The 16547-nt window shown below is 40.9% G+C and carries 12 protein-coding genes; 7 read left to right on the forward strand and 5 right to left on the reverse strand.

Annotated features, from left to right (window positions below; translation table 11 throughout):
* Positions 1 to 64: 64 nt before the first annotated feature.
* Positions 65 to 562, reverse strand: coding sequence for an ORF6N domain-containing protein (locus tag CLV99_RS08950; RefSeq protein WP_133584170.1), 498 nt, complete (start codon positions 560 to 562; stop codon positions 65 to 67).
* Between the two features lie 152 nt (positions 563 to 714).
* Between CLV99_RS08950 and CLV99_RS08955 the strand changes: the two genes are divergently transcribed.
* From CLV99_RS08955 to CLV99_RS08985, 7 genes are all read left to right on the forward strand, one after another.
* Entirely contained in the window at positions 715 to 1323 is a 609-nt protein-coding gene (locus tag CLV99_RS08955; protein ID WP_133584171.1) for an RNA polymerase sigma factor, read from the forward strand.
* Positions 1324 to 1411: 88 nt separating this feature from the next.
* Entirely contained in the window at positions 1412 to 2554 is a 1143-nt protein-coding gene (locus CLV99_RS08960) for a FecR family protein (RefSeq protein WP_133584172.1), read from the forward strand.
* Positions 2555 to 2788: 234 nt separating this feature from the next.
* Positions 2789 to 6160: a SusC/RagA family TonB-linked outer membrane protein gene (locus CLV99_RS08965; RefSeq protein WP_162850077.1), complete on the forward strand. Its 3372-nt coding sequence runs from the start codon at positions 2789 to 2791 to the stop codon at positions 6158 to 6160.
* 12 nt (positions 6161 to 6172) lie between these two features.
* Positions 6173 to 7834, forward strand: a complete 1662-nt coding sequence (locus tag CLV99_RS08970) for a RagB/SusD family nutrient uptake outer membrane protein (RefSeq protein ID WP_133584174.1) — start codon at positions 6173 to 6175, stop codon at positions 7832 to 7834.
* 24 nt (positions 7835 to 7858) lie between these two features.
* Entirely contained in the window at positions 7859 to 8779 is a 921-nt protein-coding gene (locus tag CLV99_RS08975) for a peroxiredoxin family protein (protein WP_133584175.1), read from the forward strand.
* A 3-nt stretch (positions 8780 to 8782) separates the two neighbouring features.
* On the forward strand, positions 8783 to 9664 hold the full coding sequence (locus CLV99_RS08980) for a TlpA family protein disulfide reductase (RefSeq protein WP_133584176.1): 882 nt from the start codon (positions 8783 to 8785) through the stop codon (positions 9662 to 9664).
* Between the two features lie 12 nt (positions 9665 to 9676).
* Positions 9677 to 10906: a thioredoxin family protein gene (locus CLV99_RS08985; protein WP_133584177.1), complete on the forward strand. Its 1230-nt coding sequence runs from the start codon at positions 9677 to 9679 to the stop codon at positions 10904 to 10906.
* Positions 10907 to 10977: 71 nt separating this feature from the next.
* Here CLV99_RS08985 and CLV99_RS08990 read toward each other — a convergent pair whose 3' ends face one another.
* The 4 genes from CLV99_RS08990 to CLV99_RS09005 all read right to left on the reverse strand — a co-directional run bounded on the left by CLV99_RS08990 (position 10978) and on the right by CLV99_RS09005 (position 16544).
* On the reverse strand, positions 10978 to 12201 hold the full coding sequence (locus tag CLV99_RS08990) for a thioredoxin family protein (RefSeq protein ID WP_133584178.1): 1224 nt from the start codon (positions 12199 to 12201) through the stop codon (positions 10978 to 10980).
* A 64-nt stretch (positions 12202 to 12265) separates the two neighbouring features.
* Positions 12266 to 13582, reverse strand: a complete 1317-nt coding sequence (locus tag CLV99_RS08995) for a DUF4302 domain-containing protein (RefSeq protein ID WP_133584179.1) — start codon at positions 13580 to 13582, stop codon at positions 12266 to 12268.
* Between the two features lie 35 nt (positions 13583 to 13617).
* On the reverse strand, positions 13618 to 15003 hold the full coding sequence (locus tag CLV99_RS09000) for a substrate import-associated zinc metallohydrolase lipoprotein (RefSeq protein WP_162850078.1): 1386 nt from the start codon (positions 15001 to 15003) through the stop codon (positions 13618 to 13620).
* A gap of 89 nt (positions 15004 to 15092) precedes the next feature.
* A complete protein-coding gene (locus CLV99_RS09005; RefSeq protein ID WP_133584181.1) occupies positions 15093 to 16544 on the reverse strand; it encodes a RagB/SusD family nutrient uptake outer membrane protein in 1452 nt (483 codons plus the stop codon).
* Positions 16545 to 16547: the final 3 nt, after the last annotated feature.

The following is a 16547-nucleotide window of genomic DNA, read 5'->3' on the forward strand; positions in this document are numbered from 1 at the left end:
ATTTAGGCCTTGGTGTATCACAATGGAAGCCGTTTCAGATTTTGAGGCGGTTTTCTTTTTTGTTTTACTTTCCTCCGACCTTAAATCCGATTTCACCTTTTGAGTTTGGCTTTGTAGGTGGACTTTCTTCCTTCTCCTGCAAGCGGTAGATATATTCGAAGAGCAATTCGATATTCTGATCGTGGCCTTTTTGTTTCTTAGCGATTTGCTCCACGTTGTATTTTATTTGAGGTATTTCAAGTTGCACTTGTGTATTAGTAGCTATGGCTTTACGCAATTGTACAAAGGCTCTGACAAGCCTTATACTCATTTGTGTTGCGATAACACTTTTTAATACGTTAGCGAGCATAAGCACTCCATGTTCATTAAAAGCCTGTGGGTTGACACTTGAATGTTTCAGTATATCGAACCGGTCACAATTTGTGACCAGTTCATTTTTTTCTTCAGTTGTAAGTTGGAAACGAAAGTCCTCAGGAAACTTGTCTATGTTCCTTTTCACAGCTTGGTACAGTGCTTTAGTTTCTACATTATAAACCTCGGCTAGATCTCTGTCTATCACCATGTCCGACCACTGGCGGATTACCTACTGGTCTCTGATGATTGAGATGAGGTCTTCTCTTCTTATTGATATTGTCAAACAGAACAGCTTTGTAAATAATGGCCTTCTCTTTTAACTTTTCAATTTTGTAGATTTGAACACTCAATCATTCTATTATGTCGTCCAATGCTTCTGATCAATTAGAAAGACAATTGCTGGTAGATTTGAAAAGAGGTGATCATGCCGCTTTTCAGGAGCTATACAACATGTATAAGAGGTCCATTGTTACCTCCATGTTACGGTTGTTGAAGTCCCCTGTTTTGGTTGAAGAATTAGTCCAGGAGCTTTTTCTCGCTCTTTGGGACAATCGGGAAAACATAGATACAGATCGCTCTATCAGAGCCTATTTATTTGTCATAGCAAATAATATGGCCAAGAATACTTTGCGTAAAGCCTATTATGATAAGAAAATGAGGTCTATGCTTCAGCCATTCGACGAACAGGTGTACGTACAGATAGATGATCATATCCGCAAAAAGGAAAATCAGGCATTACTGCAGCAGATCCTTTCTTATCTTCCTTCGCGTCGTCGCGAGGTTTATACATTATGTAAGTTAGAGCAGTTGAGCTATAAAGAGGTTGCGCAAAGATTGGGGATAACAGAAAATGCCGTAAACGATCATGTAAAAAAGGCTAATGCGCAGATACGAGATCTCATTGTAGATAAGGAAATCCTATGGCTAGTTCTCTTTTTCTGTATACAAGAAGGAATTTTTGTAAAATAAATAGATTGATAATCAGTTTGATGTGTTTTTTTTGAAGATAGAGCTACTGCTTTTTATTGTACAATTGTATTAATAATAAAAAGCAACTATGGAAGGAACAGACTTAGAATCCGTATTTCAGCGTTATCTCGACAACGAGTACACCGAAGCCGACCTTAGTCTTATTCTTGAAGCTATTGTTAATGGCGATTTAGATAAGACGATGACAGCAGAGGTATTACAGCGATTGTCATTTGATGATAGTGTGGACAATGAGCTGGTTGACCATATTGCTGATAATGTAGAACAACATTTAAGTCGGACGATAAAACCTACAAAAGTCCGTAAGCTATCTTGGATTTCTTATGCTGCGGCTATCCTGTTTTTTCTCGGTATTGGACTTTATTTCTATTCCATTAGATCGGATCGCTCAGATACCAGCCTGCAGATGGCGCAGGACGATGATATTCCTCCTGGTACCGATAAAGCTATTTTAACCTTAGAAGGAGGGAATGCTATTGATCTAGATGGTAAAAAAGGACAGATTATAACTAAAGACGGAATTATTACCTATGCCGACGGGGAGTCTGTGACAGAGACCGAGTCGAGACAGACTCGGTACACCCTGTCAACCCCTCGAGGAGGACAGTACCAAGCCATATTGCCAGATGGTACCAAAGTGTGGCTAAACGCAGAATCATCCCTCTCTTTTCCTCCTAAATTTTCATCTTCCGACCGTGTAGTCAATATGTCCGGAGAAATTTATTTTGAAGTAGCACATGAAAGCAATAGACCGTTTAAGGTCAATATGAATGGACAGGTTATCACGGTGAAAGGTACCAGTTTCAACGTTAATGCCTATCCCGGAGAGGAGGTCAACTACACAACGCTGATTACGGGAAAAGTAGAGGTACTAACCGACAAAGGTAAGCTTTTACAGTTGAAGCCCGGCCAGGTATTGTCCAATGACGGTTTACGGCAGGTTATTCAACAAGCGAATACGGAAGAGACCATAGCCTGGAAAGATGGACATTTTTTGTTTGACAAGAAACCTTTGAAAGAAGTAATGAAACAGATCTCTCGATGGTATGAAGTCGATGTTGAATATGCCTCAGACGATGTTTATTTTGAGGTCTATGGTGGTGGTTTTTCTAGAAAGGCCGACCTGCGTACCGCACTTAATGTTTTGGAGGTTACAGGCGATGTCAAGTTTAAAATTGTAGGGAAGAAGGTCCTGGTATATAAAAAGTAATTATTAACACTAACCAATAGAAAGATATAAAAATGGAAACATAACTACTTCATCGTATTTCTTCCAGAAGAAAAGCGAAGGTGTTTGCGGCACCCTCGCTTCAGTGATCGGAAAGTAAATACTCAACTTGCGTTTAACAATTTTTCTCAACTAACCAAAGTAACTCAAATGTATAAAAAAAATAAGAGTTTTTTTTGTACGGCCTGGCCGTATAGATATAAATTATGGATAATAATGAAGTTATCAGTATTCCTTGTCCTGCTCTCTCTGTTTCAGGTAAATGCAGCGACTTATGCACAGAAAATTACCTACAATAAGAATAAAGTAACGTTAAGCCAGCTTTTCAACGAGATCAGAAAACAGACGGGGTACGATGTTGTGTGGTCCGAGCGTAAAATTGAAGGCATATCAGCCCGGAATTTTTACTTTTTAGAAGCCTCTGTTTCTAAGGTGTTGAACGAAGCATTAGAAGGATTGCCATTGACGTATGAGATCAGGGATAAGATGATTCTGATTAAAGACAAACCTGATGCTCCTGTTTTATCAAGACCGGTTGAAGGAGAGCAAGATTCCTATGATGTTACCGGGACAGTACTCGATATGGACGGTAAGCCTGTTGCTGGGGCTACTATATTGGTAAAAGGAACCCGTCTTGGAGTACTTACAGACAAGGCAGGAAATTTTAAGATACGCGTTCCTAAGGAAAATGAGTTGATAATGATATCTCATATCGGCTACAAGTACAAGGAAGTAAATGTAAAGGGTAAAACCAATATCCAGCTCTATTTAGAGGCGGGAGAGAGTCAGTTGGATGATGTCGTACTTATAGGCTATGGCAAGCAGCAGAAACGTGATGTCGTGACTGCTGTGTCTACCCTGTCCAGTGAAGAGATCATGCAGGAAAATCAAGTAAACTTGGCGAATGCATTGCAAGGGAAAGTAAATGGAGCAGTGATCGTTTCAGGTTCAGGTACTCCCGGCAAGAATAGACCCACAATAATGATACGTGGAAATAATCCAAAGAATCCTCCGTTGATCGTTGTAGATGGCGTACCGCGCTATCAAGATCTAGGAACGTATCCATCTGGAGGTATATCATTGACTGGATTGACCCTAGATGATATTAATCCTGACGAAGTCGAGTCTATATCTGTGCTTAAGGATAATGCCGCTACGGCGATTTACGGAACAAGGGGTGCACATGGGGTAATATTGGTCAATACCAAAAGGGGAAAAATAGGCAAACCGTCGTTCTCTCTCTACAGCAATTTTTCATATGACGAGCCCGGAAGATTCCCGAAAGTTTTCGAAGCATATAAATACGCATTGGTACAAAATGAGTACAACGTCAATAGTGGGATGAAGCCCGCCTATAGTGATGAAGTGCTAGAAAAAATAAAGAACAATTCGGATCCAACGGTATATCCCAACACCAACTTTTATGATGCGCTCGTGCAGCGCAACGCTTTACAGCATACCAATTCATTGAGTGTAAGTGGTGGGACAGAAGGAGTGAGTTATTATGTAAATGGATCAGCTACGACGCAAAAAGGGATTGTCAAGGCGTTTGACCATAACCGCTATACCCTGCAGTCCAATACAGATATACGTATCACCAAAGATATGAAATTGGCGATGAACATGGGATACCGCACAACCAATACCGATGGAGCCTTTATTCAGACCGGAGATGCTATCTTTAGTGCTATTCTTATTACGCCACCACTTACGCCTATTTACAATAAAGATGGGTCACTGTATGCTACCAATGATTATGGTAACAAATGGGCCAATACCCAACCTGATCTATCAGGCTATCAGACCAACCGGTCCAACAATATTTCGGTCCAAGCTAATTTCGAGTATAATATTCCTTTTGTTAAAGGGCTGACTTTTCGTGTCAATAACAGTGTAAACTATAATTCGGCAGATTACAAATCATTCCAGAAGTATTACGATACTTACGTTCCAGACGAAAAGTCCGCTACCGGATATCGCAAAACGGGTGGTTTTACGCCCAATAACCTGCGGCAGAATATCGGAAACGCCAGTTTCTTTAATACCGACATAGGGTTTGATTATAGTAAGAAAATTGGCGTTCATCGTTTAGGTATTATGCTTATGGGGACTAACTATTATGGCAAGTCTATGTCGCTTCAAGCATACCGTGATGGTATAATAGGTGATCTCGAAACCATAAATTCAGGGCGTACGCTCAATCAAAGCAACGGCGGAGTAGAGACGGAGCAAGGAAAAATGGGAGGGATTGCCCGTGTCAATTATGATTATAATGGTAAGTATCTTTTCGAGTATGCTATGCGTGCCGATGCCTCGGACAATTTTCCAAAGAAGAATAGATGGGGATTTTTCTCTGGCGGGGCATTATCTTGGAGATTAAGTGAGGAAGAGTTTATAAAAGATAACCTAACCTTTGTACAGGATCTTAAAATACGAACATCCATTGGTCTCACCGGCGTAGATAATTTATCACCATTTAATTATTATTACACCTATAATATTGCTACATCTGGTCTTAACGCAGGAGGTGGTTATGCTTTCGGTGGAGTTTATCAACCATCATTTGTTCTTAATACCTCCAATATCCCTAATAGAGATGTCACTTGGGGCCGTAGTGTGATGCGGAATGTCGGTTTGGACTTTTCCCTTTGGAAAGGAATGCTATCAGGAACATTTGATATTTATGACAAAAAGCTGAGCAATCTACCTAGAGCAAAAGACCTAGCTATACCAGCTACATTTGGAATAGGTGCACCGATGTTCAATTTCGCAAGAGAGAATTACTCGGGCTATGAGATATCATTGACTAACAATACGCATTTTAATGAGAAGATGTCGTTGACGTCCACATTCAACCTTACGTATAGCAAATCTAGAGTAATCGATTATGGCGAACCTGTTAATACAGCTCCGTATCTTAAGAAGGAAGGCTATAGCATTCAGAGCAGCCGCTTTTACAGGGCTTTGGGAATATTCCAGACACAAGAAGAAATAGATGCCTATGCTGTCGTACAGGATGGTAATAAGAATAGCACATTGCGACCTGGGGATATCAAGTTTGCCGATTTGAATGGCGATGGCATCATCGATGTTAATGACCAGGAGGTATATAACGATACGAATATACCACCCTACGCAGGAGGTTTAAATCTTACATTTCGTTACGGTGGACTATCTTTGAATGCCTTTTTCCAGGGATCTGCAGGAAATAGGATCCATTTTGTACCGGGAACATATACCGATTATGGTTATGAAAACAGCTGGAGACCTGACAATACAGACGCGAGGTACCCAAGGATTTCTAATTCAACCAATAATGCACCTCGTCAACGGCCCAATACTTTATACATGCAAAAGGGAGATTACCTTAGGTTCAAAAACTTAAAACTGGCCTATGCTATACCTAGCCAGTGGTTGCGTGGTACAGGGTTGGCCAATGTGTCCATTTCAGCAGCTGTCCTTAATCTTTGGGCTATTTCCGGAATTAAAGATATTGATCCTGAAGTCGCCCCTACGAGTAATATCAACGACGGAGGGTACTATCCACTCCAACGTAACTATAGTCTTGGTATCAATGTCGGACTTTAAAACTTAATAAATATGAATCTTAAAGTGAATACCCTGAAAAATATTAAGCTGCACCTTTTTGTACTGGTTTTGGCTACGATAGGCTTGTTGCCTTCCTGTCAAAAGGGACTCGGGTTAAATCCGAAGGATAAAATATCGGATGAAAATCTATGGAAAAACCAAGAGTTGGTATTGCTCTACACCAATAACTTTTATTCTCAGATGCGGAGTGGCTTTAACAGTACAATCGGAAGCACCTGGCTTTTATCAAGTATTACAGACGATGCCATGGTGCCTAGTACGTCTAGTCAAGCTCGAACGGTATATGCCAACCCTTCCTATACTGCCGCTAGCTCGCCAATGAATTCTATTTTTAGCTCTAGGTATTCTTACATTCGACGAGCTAATCTCTATCTGGCCAATATCGACCAAGTACCTGGAGATCCTGCTTTGAACAAACGTCTAAAAGCCGAAGTACGTTTCTTACGCGCCTATTATTATTACGACTTAGTTTCTTTTTTTGGAGGAGTGCCTATTATTACCAAGGCACAAGAGTATGACGAAGATCTGTTTCTACCAAGAAATACCCTGGATGAATGTTACGATTTTATTGAAGCAGAACTGGATTTGGCGGCGAATGAATTACCCGCCAAATACCCCGCAAGCGATCTGGGGCGAATTACCAAGCAGGCCGCTTGGGCTTTGAAATGCAGGATACAGATGATGCGTGAGCATTGGGAGCAAGCTGCATTAACAGCTCAAACTATTATAAGCATGGGAGAGCATAACTTATTGTCAGATTATACCGCTGTATTTACCTCACGTAATAACAATGAAGTATTACTAGCCGTACAGCACAATGATCGTTACGACGAGCTGGGGACTCAATTTGATAAGTATACCTTTTCCCCTTATTACGGAGGGCAGGGGAATAATTGTCCTACACAGAACCTTGTGGATGCGTATCAGATGAAAGCTACAGGTAAAGAAATTTCGGATCCTACTTCTGGATACGACCCTACTCAGCCTTACTTAGGTCGAGATCCAAGATTTTATGCGACTATATTATATGATGGAGTAGCTTTCAAAAGCCGAATCATGCAAATGTACACTGGTGGTGAAGATATAACCGTCAATACCATTGCAGGGATAACTGCCGATAAAATCACACCTACGGGATATTATTTAAAGAAATTTACCAATGAGAATTACAATCCCAATGGTGATCCTAATGGGCGTTCAGGGTACAACTGGCCATTGATACGTTATGCAGAAATTCTATTGAATTATGCAGAATCTAAGAATGAGGCGTCTGGCCCTGATGCTACCGTTTATGAAGCTGTCAACAAAGTAAGACAACGTGCAGGAATGCCTAAACTAGACGAAAGTTTTTCTCAGGCCGATATGCGCACAGCCATCCGTCATGAGCGCCGTATTGAGCTTGCTTTTGAAGATTTTCGTTACTGGGATATCAAGCGATGGAAATTAGGGCCTGCTCTTTTGACCAACATCACTAATCCTATCCGCAAAGTGACGATTACCAAAAATGCACAGACAGGACAGAAAAGCTATGCCTACTCCAATGTGACCGGATATCCTCGACTTTTTGAGGACAAGCATTACCTTTTTCCGATTCCACAGGTTGAGCTTGATAAGCCAGGGAGCAAATTAGAACAGAATCCAGGTTGGAAATAATAATAACATATAAATTATATTAACATGAAGAAGATTACAAAAATATTAGTTGGAGCCTGTGTAGCCGTATTGACACATAGCCATGTAGTGGCACAAAATGCAAATTTTGTTAAAATAGATTCTACCTCGACCTCATTTAAAGATCCAAAAGCAATTGCCGAGCGCAAGGCAAAAGCTTTGGAAGGTTTAACAAAACTGGTAGATGCAACACCAGAATTTAAAAAAGCGATGAATGAAGCCGCGGCTGATAGGGATTTTAAAGTAGAGACCGATTTGTATTATACGGCAGAGTTTATCGAGATCCCATTCGAGCAGTACCGTAAGATCGTATTTGATCCTTCTGGCGAGTGGACTACTGATAGTTATGGAAACATAGCGTACACCAAGAAAATAGCAGTACTTCGTCGTTCGACTCCAGAGGAACAACAAGAACGTATACAGTCACTGAAAGGGTATTTTACACCTAAAACAGGTACACCGATGAGTGACAATAATAAAGCTATCGAAAGCAAATTGGTCGGTAAACTCGCTCCTGATTTTACGGTAACGACTTTGGATGGCAAAAAACTGACCATGAGTAGCCTAAAGGGTAAAGTTGTAGTACTGAATTTCTGGTTCACCAGCTGTCGCCCCTGTGTAGAAGAGATGCCCGATTTGAATAAGATCGTAGCAAAATACGCAGATAATAAGGATGTGGTATTCCTAGCTCCAGAAATCATAGCCAATACGACTAAGCAGGATGTCGAAAAGTTTTTGAAGCGTCAACCATTTAATTATCAGATTGGTCTAGGAGGTAAAGAAGCGTCTCTTCTATACGAAGCGAAGACCGCCCCAGCAAATTTTGTAATTGACAAAGAAGGGGTTATACGTATGGGATGGGTTGGTTTAAACCCTTATGAATTGCAGGAAATGGGCAAGATGATTCCAGAACTACTAAAGAAATAAAAGATGTTTATAAAAAAAATAGGCATTCTTTCGGTTGCCACTGTCTTAGCTACGGCCAACTTTCTGCATGCGCAGGAAGTTGGTGGTACTACTGCGACGAAAGAACAGATTGAAACGAGAAAAAATAAGTATCTGCAAGGCCTTCAACGGTTGACAGATACCGAAAGTATTGCCAAAGCTGATTCTATCACTGCAGCGCGTGAGATTCAGAACTCCGCCATTACCTTTCTTTCCCATGATTTGGTGAAGATGCATCCGACGATCTTCTATCAAGAGATTGATATGAGCAAATTCAAGTTGATTGCAGATAAATACGTAGACAAGGATTTTGTGATCAAAGCGCAGGTCATGCGTGAGGCTACTCCGGTAGAGTATGAGCGAAATGTAGCCGAATTTAAGGCTATTATTAACCAGGTCACTCCGCAAAGTATCGAACGGGATCAGATCATTGCGAATCAGATGGGCAAAGCTGCGCCACATTTCTCCGTGACTGATGTCGATGGTGTAAAATATGACCTCGCCGAGTTGAAAGGCAAGATTGTCGTATTGAACTTCTGGTTTATCGGCTGTGGCCCATGCAAACGAGAGATGCCCGAACTAAACGAGCTGGTCGAAAAATATAAAGGTAAGGATGTGGTGTTTCTGGCCTTTGAGGTTAATAACAATGAAGCAAATAAGGTGAAGATGATAGCGCGTGATTTTCACTATACACAAGTGCCAAGTACCCGTAAAGAGGGAGATGTAGCGAACAGATATCAGATCAAAGTATATCCTACCTCTTATGTTATTGATCAGAAAGGAATCATACGTTTTGGTCTGGCAGGCTACAATCCATTTCGTTTACCAGAATTGGATAATACTATCCAAACCCTGTTGAAGCCGTAATAATAGAACTATATGAAGAAGATGAAATCGTTAAGATGGGGCGTATGTTCCTTACTGTTCGTAATGGGAACAATGGCAGTACAGGCACAGGACAGATCTATTAAGTTTGAAGAAGGCACCTGGGCCGAAATAAAGGCTAAAGCGGTAAAAGAGAACAAAGCCATTTTTATGGATTGCTATACAAGCTGGTGCGGGCCATGTAAGCAACTGGCCCGTGATGTATTTACGAACAATGATGTAGCTGATTTTTACAACGCAAACTTTATAAATGCAAAGTTTGATATGGAAAAAGGAGAGGGACCTGGTCTAGCCAAAGAATATGCCGTCAGGGCATACCCTACCTTATTGTTCATAGCTGCAGATGGCAAGCTGATCAGTAATCGTGAAGGCGCACTGGACGTAACAGCCTTCTTGAAGTTAGGTAAAAACTCGGTATCCGGAGAGTCTATCGAATCGCTGTTGAGCACTTACGAAAGTGGACAGCGTGATGCTGCCTTTATGGTCAAGTTTATGAACCGTATGGAAGGACAGAAGCAAAATATCAGCGCCATCATTGAAGATTATTTCAGTAAGGTGCCCCAGGCAGAATGGTCCAGTAAAGATAATTGGTACTTAATAAATCGGTATGTACGTCGTGCTGATTCGCCCGTATTTGCTTATGTCTTGGGGCATCGCGCAGCCTACGAAAAAATGTATAGTGCCGAAGCCGTGTCTGATTATTATGTGATGGTCTACCGTAGCCTCATTGAGAAAGCAGCCAATTCACCCTTTCCGGTAGAAGATCTTGCCGATCAGCGGGACGAGTTTCTGAAGATGGATTTCAGAGGAGCCGGATTACTCGCCTTAGAATGTGATGCAGCCAGTGCAGACCGAAGCAAAGATTTAAAAAGCTATGTCAATGTGATGGAAAAGATTTTCCAGGAGTATCCAAATCCGGATAAGGAAAAACATTACGAGACGGTGCATTATACCTGCTGGAAGATACTTCAGCGTAGTGGAAATAAGGAGGTATTACAGCAGACTGCGCGAATGGCATCGATTGCCATGGAGACGAAGCAGCCAGCGTTTATGGATACTTATGCCTGTGTTTTAGCCGATCTGGGCGAACTCGACAAAGCAATTGCAATAGAAGAAACTATTCTTGCCATGTTGAAGATCAAACCGGATCCAGATCTATCCATTGCTGCATGTCAACAGCGTATAGAAAAATTCCAGCGTCTAAAGGAATTAAATAAAAACTAGATTAATCAAGAGAACTACAAAAACGCCCGGGGCATTAGCTTCGGGCGTTTTTTATGGTTAATCAATGAGAATTAAATAGGATACTTAATTTTCAGATCTTTGATCATTTGGATATTCTTGTCTGCTTCTGCGGTATCGCTATTTGAAGCCACGGCATTGGCTTTCATTTGATCCGCTATCTGTAGGGCTTTATCCCATTGAAAGTTGCGCCAGGTAATATAAAAATAGGTCTTTAGGTATTTTGGGTTATTGTTGCGTTCCAGCAATTCTTCCATCCATTGTATACCGGTCACTGTTTGGTCCCTGCGACCAGTTAGGTTTCCTAATATATGCGTTAATGTAATGGTATAATCATCGTTTTTCTTACCGTATTTTTTAAGGAATGCTGATCCCCGTTTCATGTAGAGTTGTATATCATCTTTCCCGTCTGCTCCTCTGGAATCCAGTACCGTATAGTATTGTTCATACTCTTTGTAGAAGGGATATTTCTTACGCTTGAATAACGCCATTTTGTTATCAAAATCGCTCAAGTCTTTATTGCTAAGCCCCACCGATTGTAAACGTTTAAAATACCAAAGGTATGCATTGGCAATGGTACTGTCTATCTTGGCTTTGCCAATGGTTCTGTAATAATCTTTTTTGTTTTGTTCGAGGTATTCGAATGGATCCGAAAATGGAGTAATATTTAGCACTTGCATCAGCTCAAAGGTGTTCGTTGTAGCTTTCTCCGTTTTTGAAAGTTCACCAAAGTATTTGATAAAATCGGAGCTTGCTTTTTCGCTGCGATAGGAGCGCATCAAGGTTTGAAAATAGTTTTTTGCAAACTGATGGTCCCGGTTCCCCGCTTCCCATTCTTTGACCAATTTAAGCTGATTGCTGTTCGGATCACTGGCTAATTGGGCAAGTTCGATAAGACCTTTGGCAAAGAGACCTCCGGCTGTGGAATGGACAACATTCAGGTCGGCATCTAAAAACATCAACGTGGGGTAGGCAGCGACATTAAATTTTTTTCCGAGTTCTACTCCTTCGCCTTTGTCATCGCATTGGATTTTTACACTGATAAATTTATTGTTGAAATAATCACCCACTTCTTGTTGTGGGAACACATCCGCAGCCATCATTTTACAGGGGGCACACCACGACGTGTAAAAGTCAACAAAGATCATCTTGCTCTCTTTTTGGGCCTGCTGTTGGGCTTCATCTAGACTGTGGACGAAGTGAATACCTTGAGCAGCTACAGTTCCTGCGAATAGTAGGGAGAGTAGGCTGAGTGTAATTGTTTTAAAAGAATTCATAAGAGATATTAAAGATAAAACAGCTCAGGAATTTCCTGAGCTGCTTTCTAATTATTCATTTCGACTATTTATCTGCCAACGGCATTAATGTCATGGTTACTTTGCCATCTTCGGAAACAATTCGTCCATAAGCATTGCCTTGGTCGTAATAGTATTCCAATTTGAATCTGTTATTTAATAAGAATGTATCCATGAGACTCACCTGAGCAAAGCCCGTAGATTGGATCACTTTATTAGATAGCTTAAACATGCGTGTAGTCTCATCAAATGTATAGCTATATCGGTATGTGGTCATAGTCGGTGTAGCCGAATAATACATTAATCCCTGAAGGTAGATGTATTTATTGGTAGCATCCCATACCAATTGCAAGTCAATTTTTGAAGCGCCACCAGCAACAGGGGGATTTGGTATCTGTCTATGCACTTGATAGAGGATATTGTCTCCAGCAGCATTCGTCCCTGGATATTTCACGCGGAACGGAGAGAACAATTTCGTATACATGGTGCCCATCAATTTGTCTAGTGGTAAAAGCGGATTTTGAGAAGCTCTAATTTCTAACTTATCGCCTTTATCGGTAACAATATAAAGTTTATGGTTTTCCAATAAGATTTTAACCACATAATCATCCCCTAAAGGGATAGGTTTGCCGATCTGGATACCATCAGCGGTGAAAGAGAATAAATCGTATGATGTTTTTATATTTCCATTTTCTACATGCATGATACCTAAGGTCCGCGAGTCCGAGTTTATCGTCATTTGGTGCGTTGTACCTTTGTGGTCAAACAAATTGATCTGATTGTTGACAAAAATAGATTTCACCTCATTGATGACATCTTTATATTTACCCGATAGATACACTTGTTGCTCGGCCTCTGTAGCACGTACAAAAATAAGCTCGCTTCTGAATTTACGTCCCACAAAAAATAGCGAGTCTGTTGTCGTTCTTTTCAGTTCGAACTCGATATCCGCTTTTAGACCATTTCCTATTTCACCACCGATAACATTGGGATCAGGGTCCGCTAGTTCGTGAATATAGTTGTACGTCTCGAAAGAGAGCATCGGCGCGTTGATCAATTTAACCCGATAAGCTGAGGTCCGTAGAATTTCACTGGTTATATTATTAATATCGGATATCATACGTACACGGTCTTTTTCGCCATTGGCGTCAAAATCCATGTAGTGCCCATATTTGCCCTTGCTCAGTGTCGTACTCAATACCCGCCAGCCGTATTTTGCCTCGACTAGCTGTTGCTTTACCTCCCGTTGCAATTCACTCATTCGCTCATTCGGCGTTTGATCAAAAATTAAATCCACATCGTTACGGTTACAACCTGCTAGAACCAATAGGACTAAGCATAAAAGTCCATTTAATCTGTTCATATGTATATTTTATTAAAATACTATCGTTATTTCTATTATTGTACTAAACCAAAGTCTAGATAATCATTCCTGTTATTTGCTTTATAAAAACCACCGACGTCATAATAGCCTTCATCGCGAAAGGTTAGCATAGGTTTAGATAAAGACCAATCCATCATGAATGGGCTACTGGTAAAATAAGCCGAAATAGTCGCCAAAAAGTGAGGCATCATCATCGTTTGATTACCGTAGGTACCACCGGTCTCACTAGCTGGCTGAGTTATTTTGGTGAAAGATATTCTTTGTGTGGCTGGATCAACTAGATACGTAAACGTATAGGTATGCACACCGTCGGGACTATTTCCCACTTTAGATGTCACTTTTATATCAAATTTACCAGTATTGGCACTAATAGGCGTAAATATAAAGTTCATATCCTTGTATACATAAGGGCCATAAGTCGCACCTAATATTTTGGATTTAAAACTCTCGAATACCGTAGAAAATTCAGTTCCTAAAGCCATTTTTGTTACATTAAAAGTACGGGTAGATAGTTTTGCGTCAAAAAACCACTCTTTAAAATCCACCTTTTGAATGTGACTGCTTATATAGCCTGTCACTTCCTGTTGTAGCTTACGGAAATCCACATCGTAATTGTCCTTATAAAATTTGACAACCACTGCTTCTTTTTGTTTTAGGATGTCCGATCCAGATTTGGGCATCGAAGCGGCTTTAGCATCGTACCAAGCTTGCCCATATGCAATAAGGAAACCCACTGTCTCCGCAAAGTCTTCCATTACACTAGAGCGCGCGTAGCGCGAGACAAAACCTTGCTCATTATTTTTAGCATCTGGCCAAATACTAGAGTTGCTCCAATCTGCTGAGTAGTTCGCTTCCGAGATGACTTCAAATTCACGCGGTATACGAATTAACTGTGTCAGGGTGTGCGCAAATTCATGGTGTACCGTTTTTAGTTTACGACGCGTTACATCAATATTGTTGACATCTACCGTATTCACTTCATGGATGGTGATGTTACGCCCACCTGAAGAGGTTGCCAAAATACGTTCACCACTTGAATTGATATGGAATGAACCCGACAACATCCATTCTTTTGGAAGAAAGGTTTTTGCAAAAGTGCTACCAGCTGCTTTTTCAAAAGGCTTGATAAAGCCACCATCTATCATTTCCATCTGCTCCTTTACTTTCTCTTCTTTTGGAGGAGTTAGGTTTACATTCAGTTCGCCCATTTTGTAACGGTCAAAACGGTAAATGATTTCCATATTATAAGGATCCGTAAACTGAGTTGTCAACCAGCGGTCTAGTTCTGTCGGTACATAATCCAGTTCAGTATCAAATTTGAAATCGATATTTTCTTGTTTTCTACAGCCGATCATACCTATTAATGCAGCCAGGCATAGTAGTAAATAATTTTTTTTCATAATCATGTTATATATGTCTATTAAGCGATCTGATTCTATATGTCTCATATCTCATATCTCTCGTCTCATATCTAATTTCTAATATCTATTTACCTCGGATTCTTTGGTAAGCCAGATAGAGCTGTACTCGTAGGCAGTTGGAAAACACGACGTAGATCATCTTTTTTCAAAATATCTACCGTCATTTGCATATTACTGTCGTAGTGCTTATGTTCAATTTCTAGACCATGTCGGTTGATATCAAACCAACGGAAACCTTCATGTGCAAATGCCTTTTGTCTAAAGTCCAGCACCGTTTGGATTAATCCTGCTTTAAGGTCATTCGTATTGTAAAAACTCAATACTTTCTGTTCTGTGATCTGGTGACTCGCTACCTTGTAATCTACAATGCGTACCTCAGCAAAGTCGTTCAGATCCTTTAAAGCCAGTTCAAATTGATCGGTTTGTGTATAAGCTTCCGCACGATTGATCAGTACTTCGTCTGCCGAGAAGAGGACTTGCGTACTTGTTCCTTGTGGGCTCAGTATGTATTTGTTTAACTGCGGTTTTTCAGGATCTCCCCCTATAGAGGTCAGGTATTGGTAGAAGCGACCACTTGTCACATTGACGGCTGTGATCATGTCGGTAAGCGCTTTTGCTCCACCGTAGCGATTACTGGCCGAAGAGCCCATAAATTTAGTCCCGACATTGGCCAAGAGTAAGTTGTATGGTGCTGTAGCACTTACAAAAAGTTGGTTCGGATTACCTACAGCTTTCCAGGATCCCGCTACCGGACGGATGTTCTGCTTAAAATTGTTTTCAGGAAAGACTGCCGAACTGTATTGGATTACCTTGTCGTATTCGCCTTTGAATAGGTAAAAACGTGCTGCGAAGGCATTAGCCGCTTTCTCATTGAAGTGAAATTTGGACTGTTTGTACACAATACCTTTAATCAATTTCATACCCTCTACAAGATCTTTTTCGATGTTCTCGTATACCGATGCTACCGTCCCGCGGTCATAATCCTGAAAGGCATTTTTTTCGGGCATCGTAATATAAGGAATACCGTATGAAGAGTTATCGCCATTGATCTGATAAGCTTTCGAGAATAAAGAGACCAACATATGGTGGGCGTAGGCGCGTGTTATAAGGGCTTCCCCCTTATAGTGTTGACCTTTTGCGCCAAATGCTGCACTATTGTCATCGACAGCTTCTATCGCATGGTTGGCCGCAGCAATTATTCGGTACATATCCAGCCAATAGGAGTTTGGCGAATAGCTTTCATCGGTACGTGTTAGTTCGGCCCAGTAATAACTGCCGCGAGCGATATCGTTATTGGCATAACTACCAGGCCCTTTATCCGTAGCATTGTCTGATGCAGTTTCCGAAAACAAGAGGTGATCGGTCATAGGGTATGCTGTAACCAATAGTTGTCCTACTTTATCTGCGGTGTTTAGTTCGGTCCGCATATCCGGGTTGACCTCGAAATATTTGCTGCAACTTGCAACCATCAAAGCGACAAGGGACAATCCGACTATTTTATATATTTTTCCAGTGTTCATTAG

It is taken from the genome of Sphingobacterium yanglingense, assembly GCF_004363245.1.
GTDB classification, from domain to species: Bacteria; Bacteroidota; Bacteroidia; order Sphingobacteriales; family Sphingobacteriaceae; genus Sphingobacterium; species Sphingobacterium yanglingense.

Coding starts and splice junctions, on each gene's coding strand:
- CLV99_RS09000 (WP_162850078.1), bottom strand. CDS start 15,003: ATGAAAAAAAATTATTTACTACTATGCCTGGCTGCATTAATAGGTATG.
- CLV99_RS08965 (WP_162850077.1), top strand. CDS start 2,789: ATGAAGTTATCAGTATTCCTTGTCCTGCTCTCTCTGTTTCAGGTAAAT.
- CLV99_RS08955 (WP_133584171.1), top strand. CDS start 715: ATGTCGTCCAATGCTTCTGATCAATTAGAAAGACAATTGCTGGTAGAT.
- CLV99_RS08980 (WP_133584176.1), top strand. CDS start 8,783: ATGTTTATAAAAAAAATAGGCATTCTTTCGGTTGCCACTGTCTTAGCT.
- CLV99_RS08960 (WP_133584172.1), top strand. CDS start 1,412: ATGGAAGGAACAGACTTAGAATCCGTATTTCAGCGTTATCTCGACAAC.
- CLV99_RS09005 (WP_133584181.1), bottom strand. CDS start 16,544: ATGAACACTGGAAAAATATATAAAATAGTCGGATTGTCCCTTGTCGCT.
- CLV99_RS08995 (WP_133584179.1), bottom strand. CDS start 13,582: ATGAACAGATTAAATGGACTTTTATGCTTAGTCCTATTGGTTCTAGCA.
- CLV99_RS08950 (WP_133584170.1), bottom strand. CDS start 562: ATGGTGATAGACAGAGATCTAGCCGAGGTTTATAATGTAGAAACTAAA.
- CLV99_RS08990 (WP_133584178.1), bottom strand. CDS start 12,201: ATGAATTCTTTTAAAACAATTACACTCAGCCTACTCTCCCTACTATTC.
- CLV99_RS08970 (WP_133584174.1), top strand. CDS start 6,173: ATGAATCTTAAAGTGAATACCCTGAAAAATATTAAGCTGCACCTTTTT.
- CLV99_RS08985 (WP_133584177.1), top strand. CDS start 9,677: ATGAAGAAGATGAAATCGTTAAGATGGGGCGTATGTTCCTTACTGTTC.
- CLV99_RS08975 (WP_133584175.1), top strand. CDS start 7,859: ATGAAGAAGATTACAAAAATATTAGTTGGAGCCTGTGTAGCCGTATTG.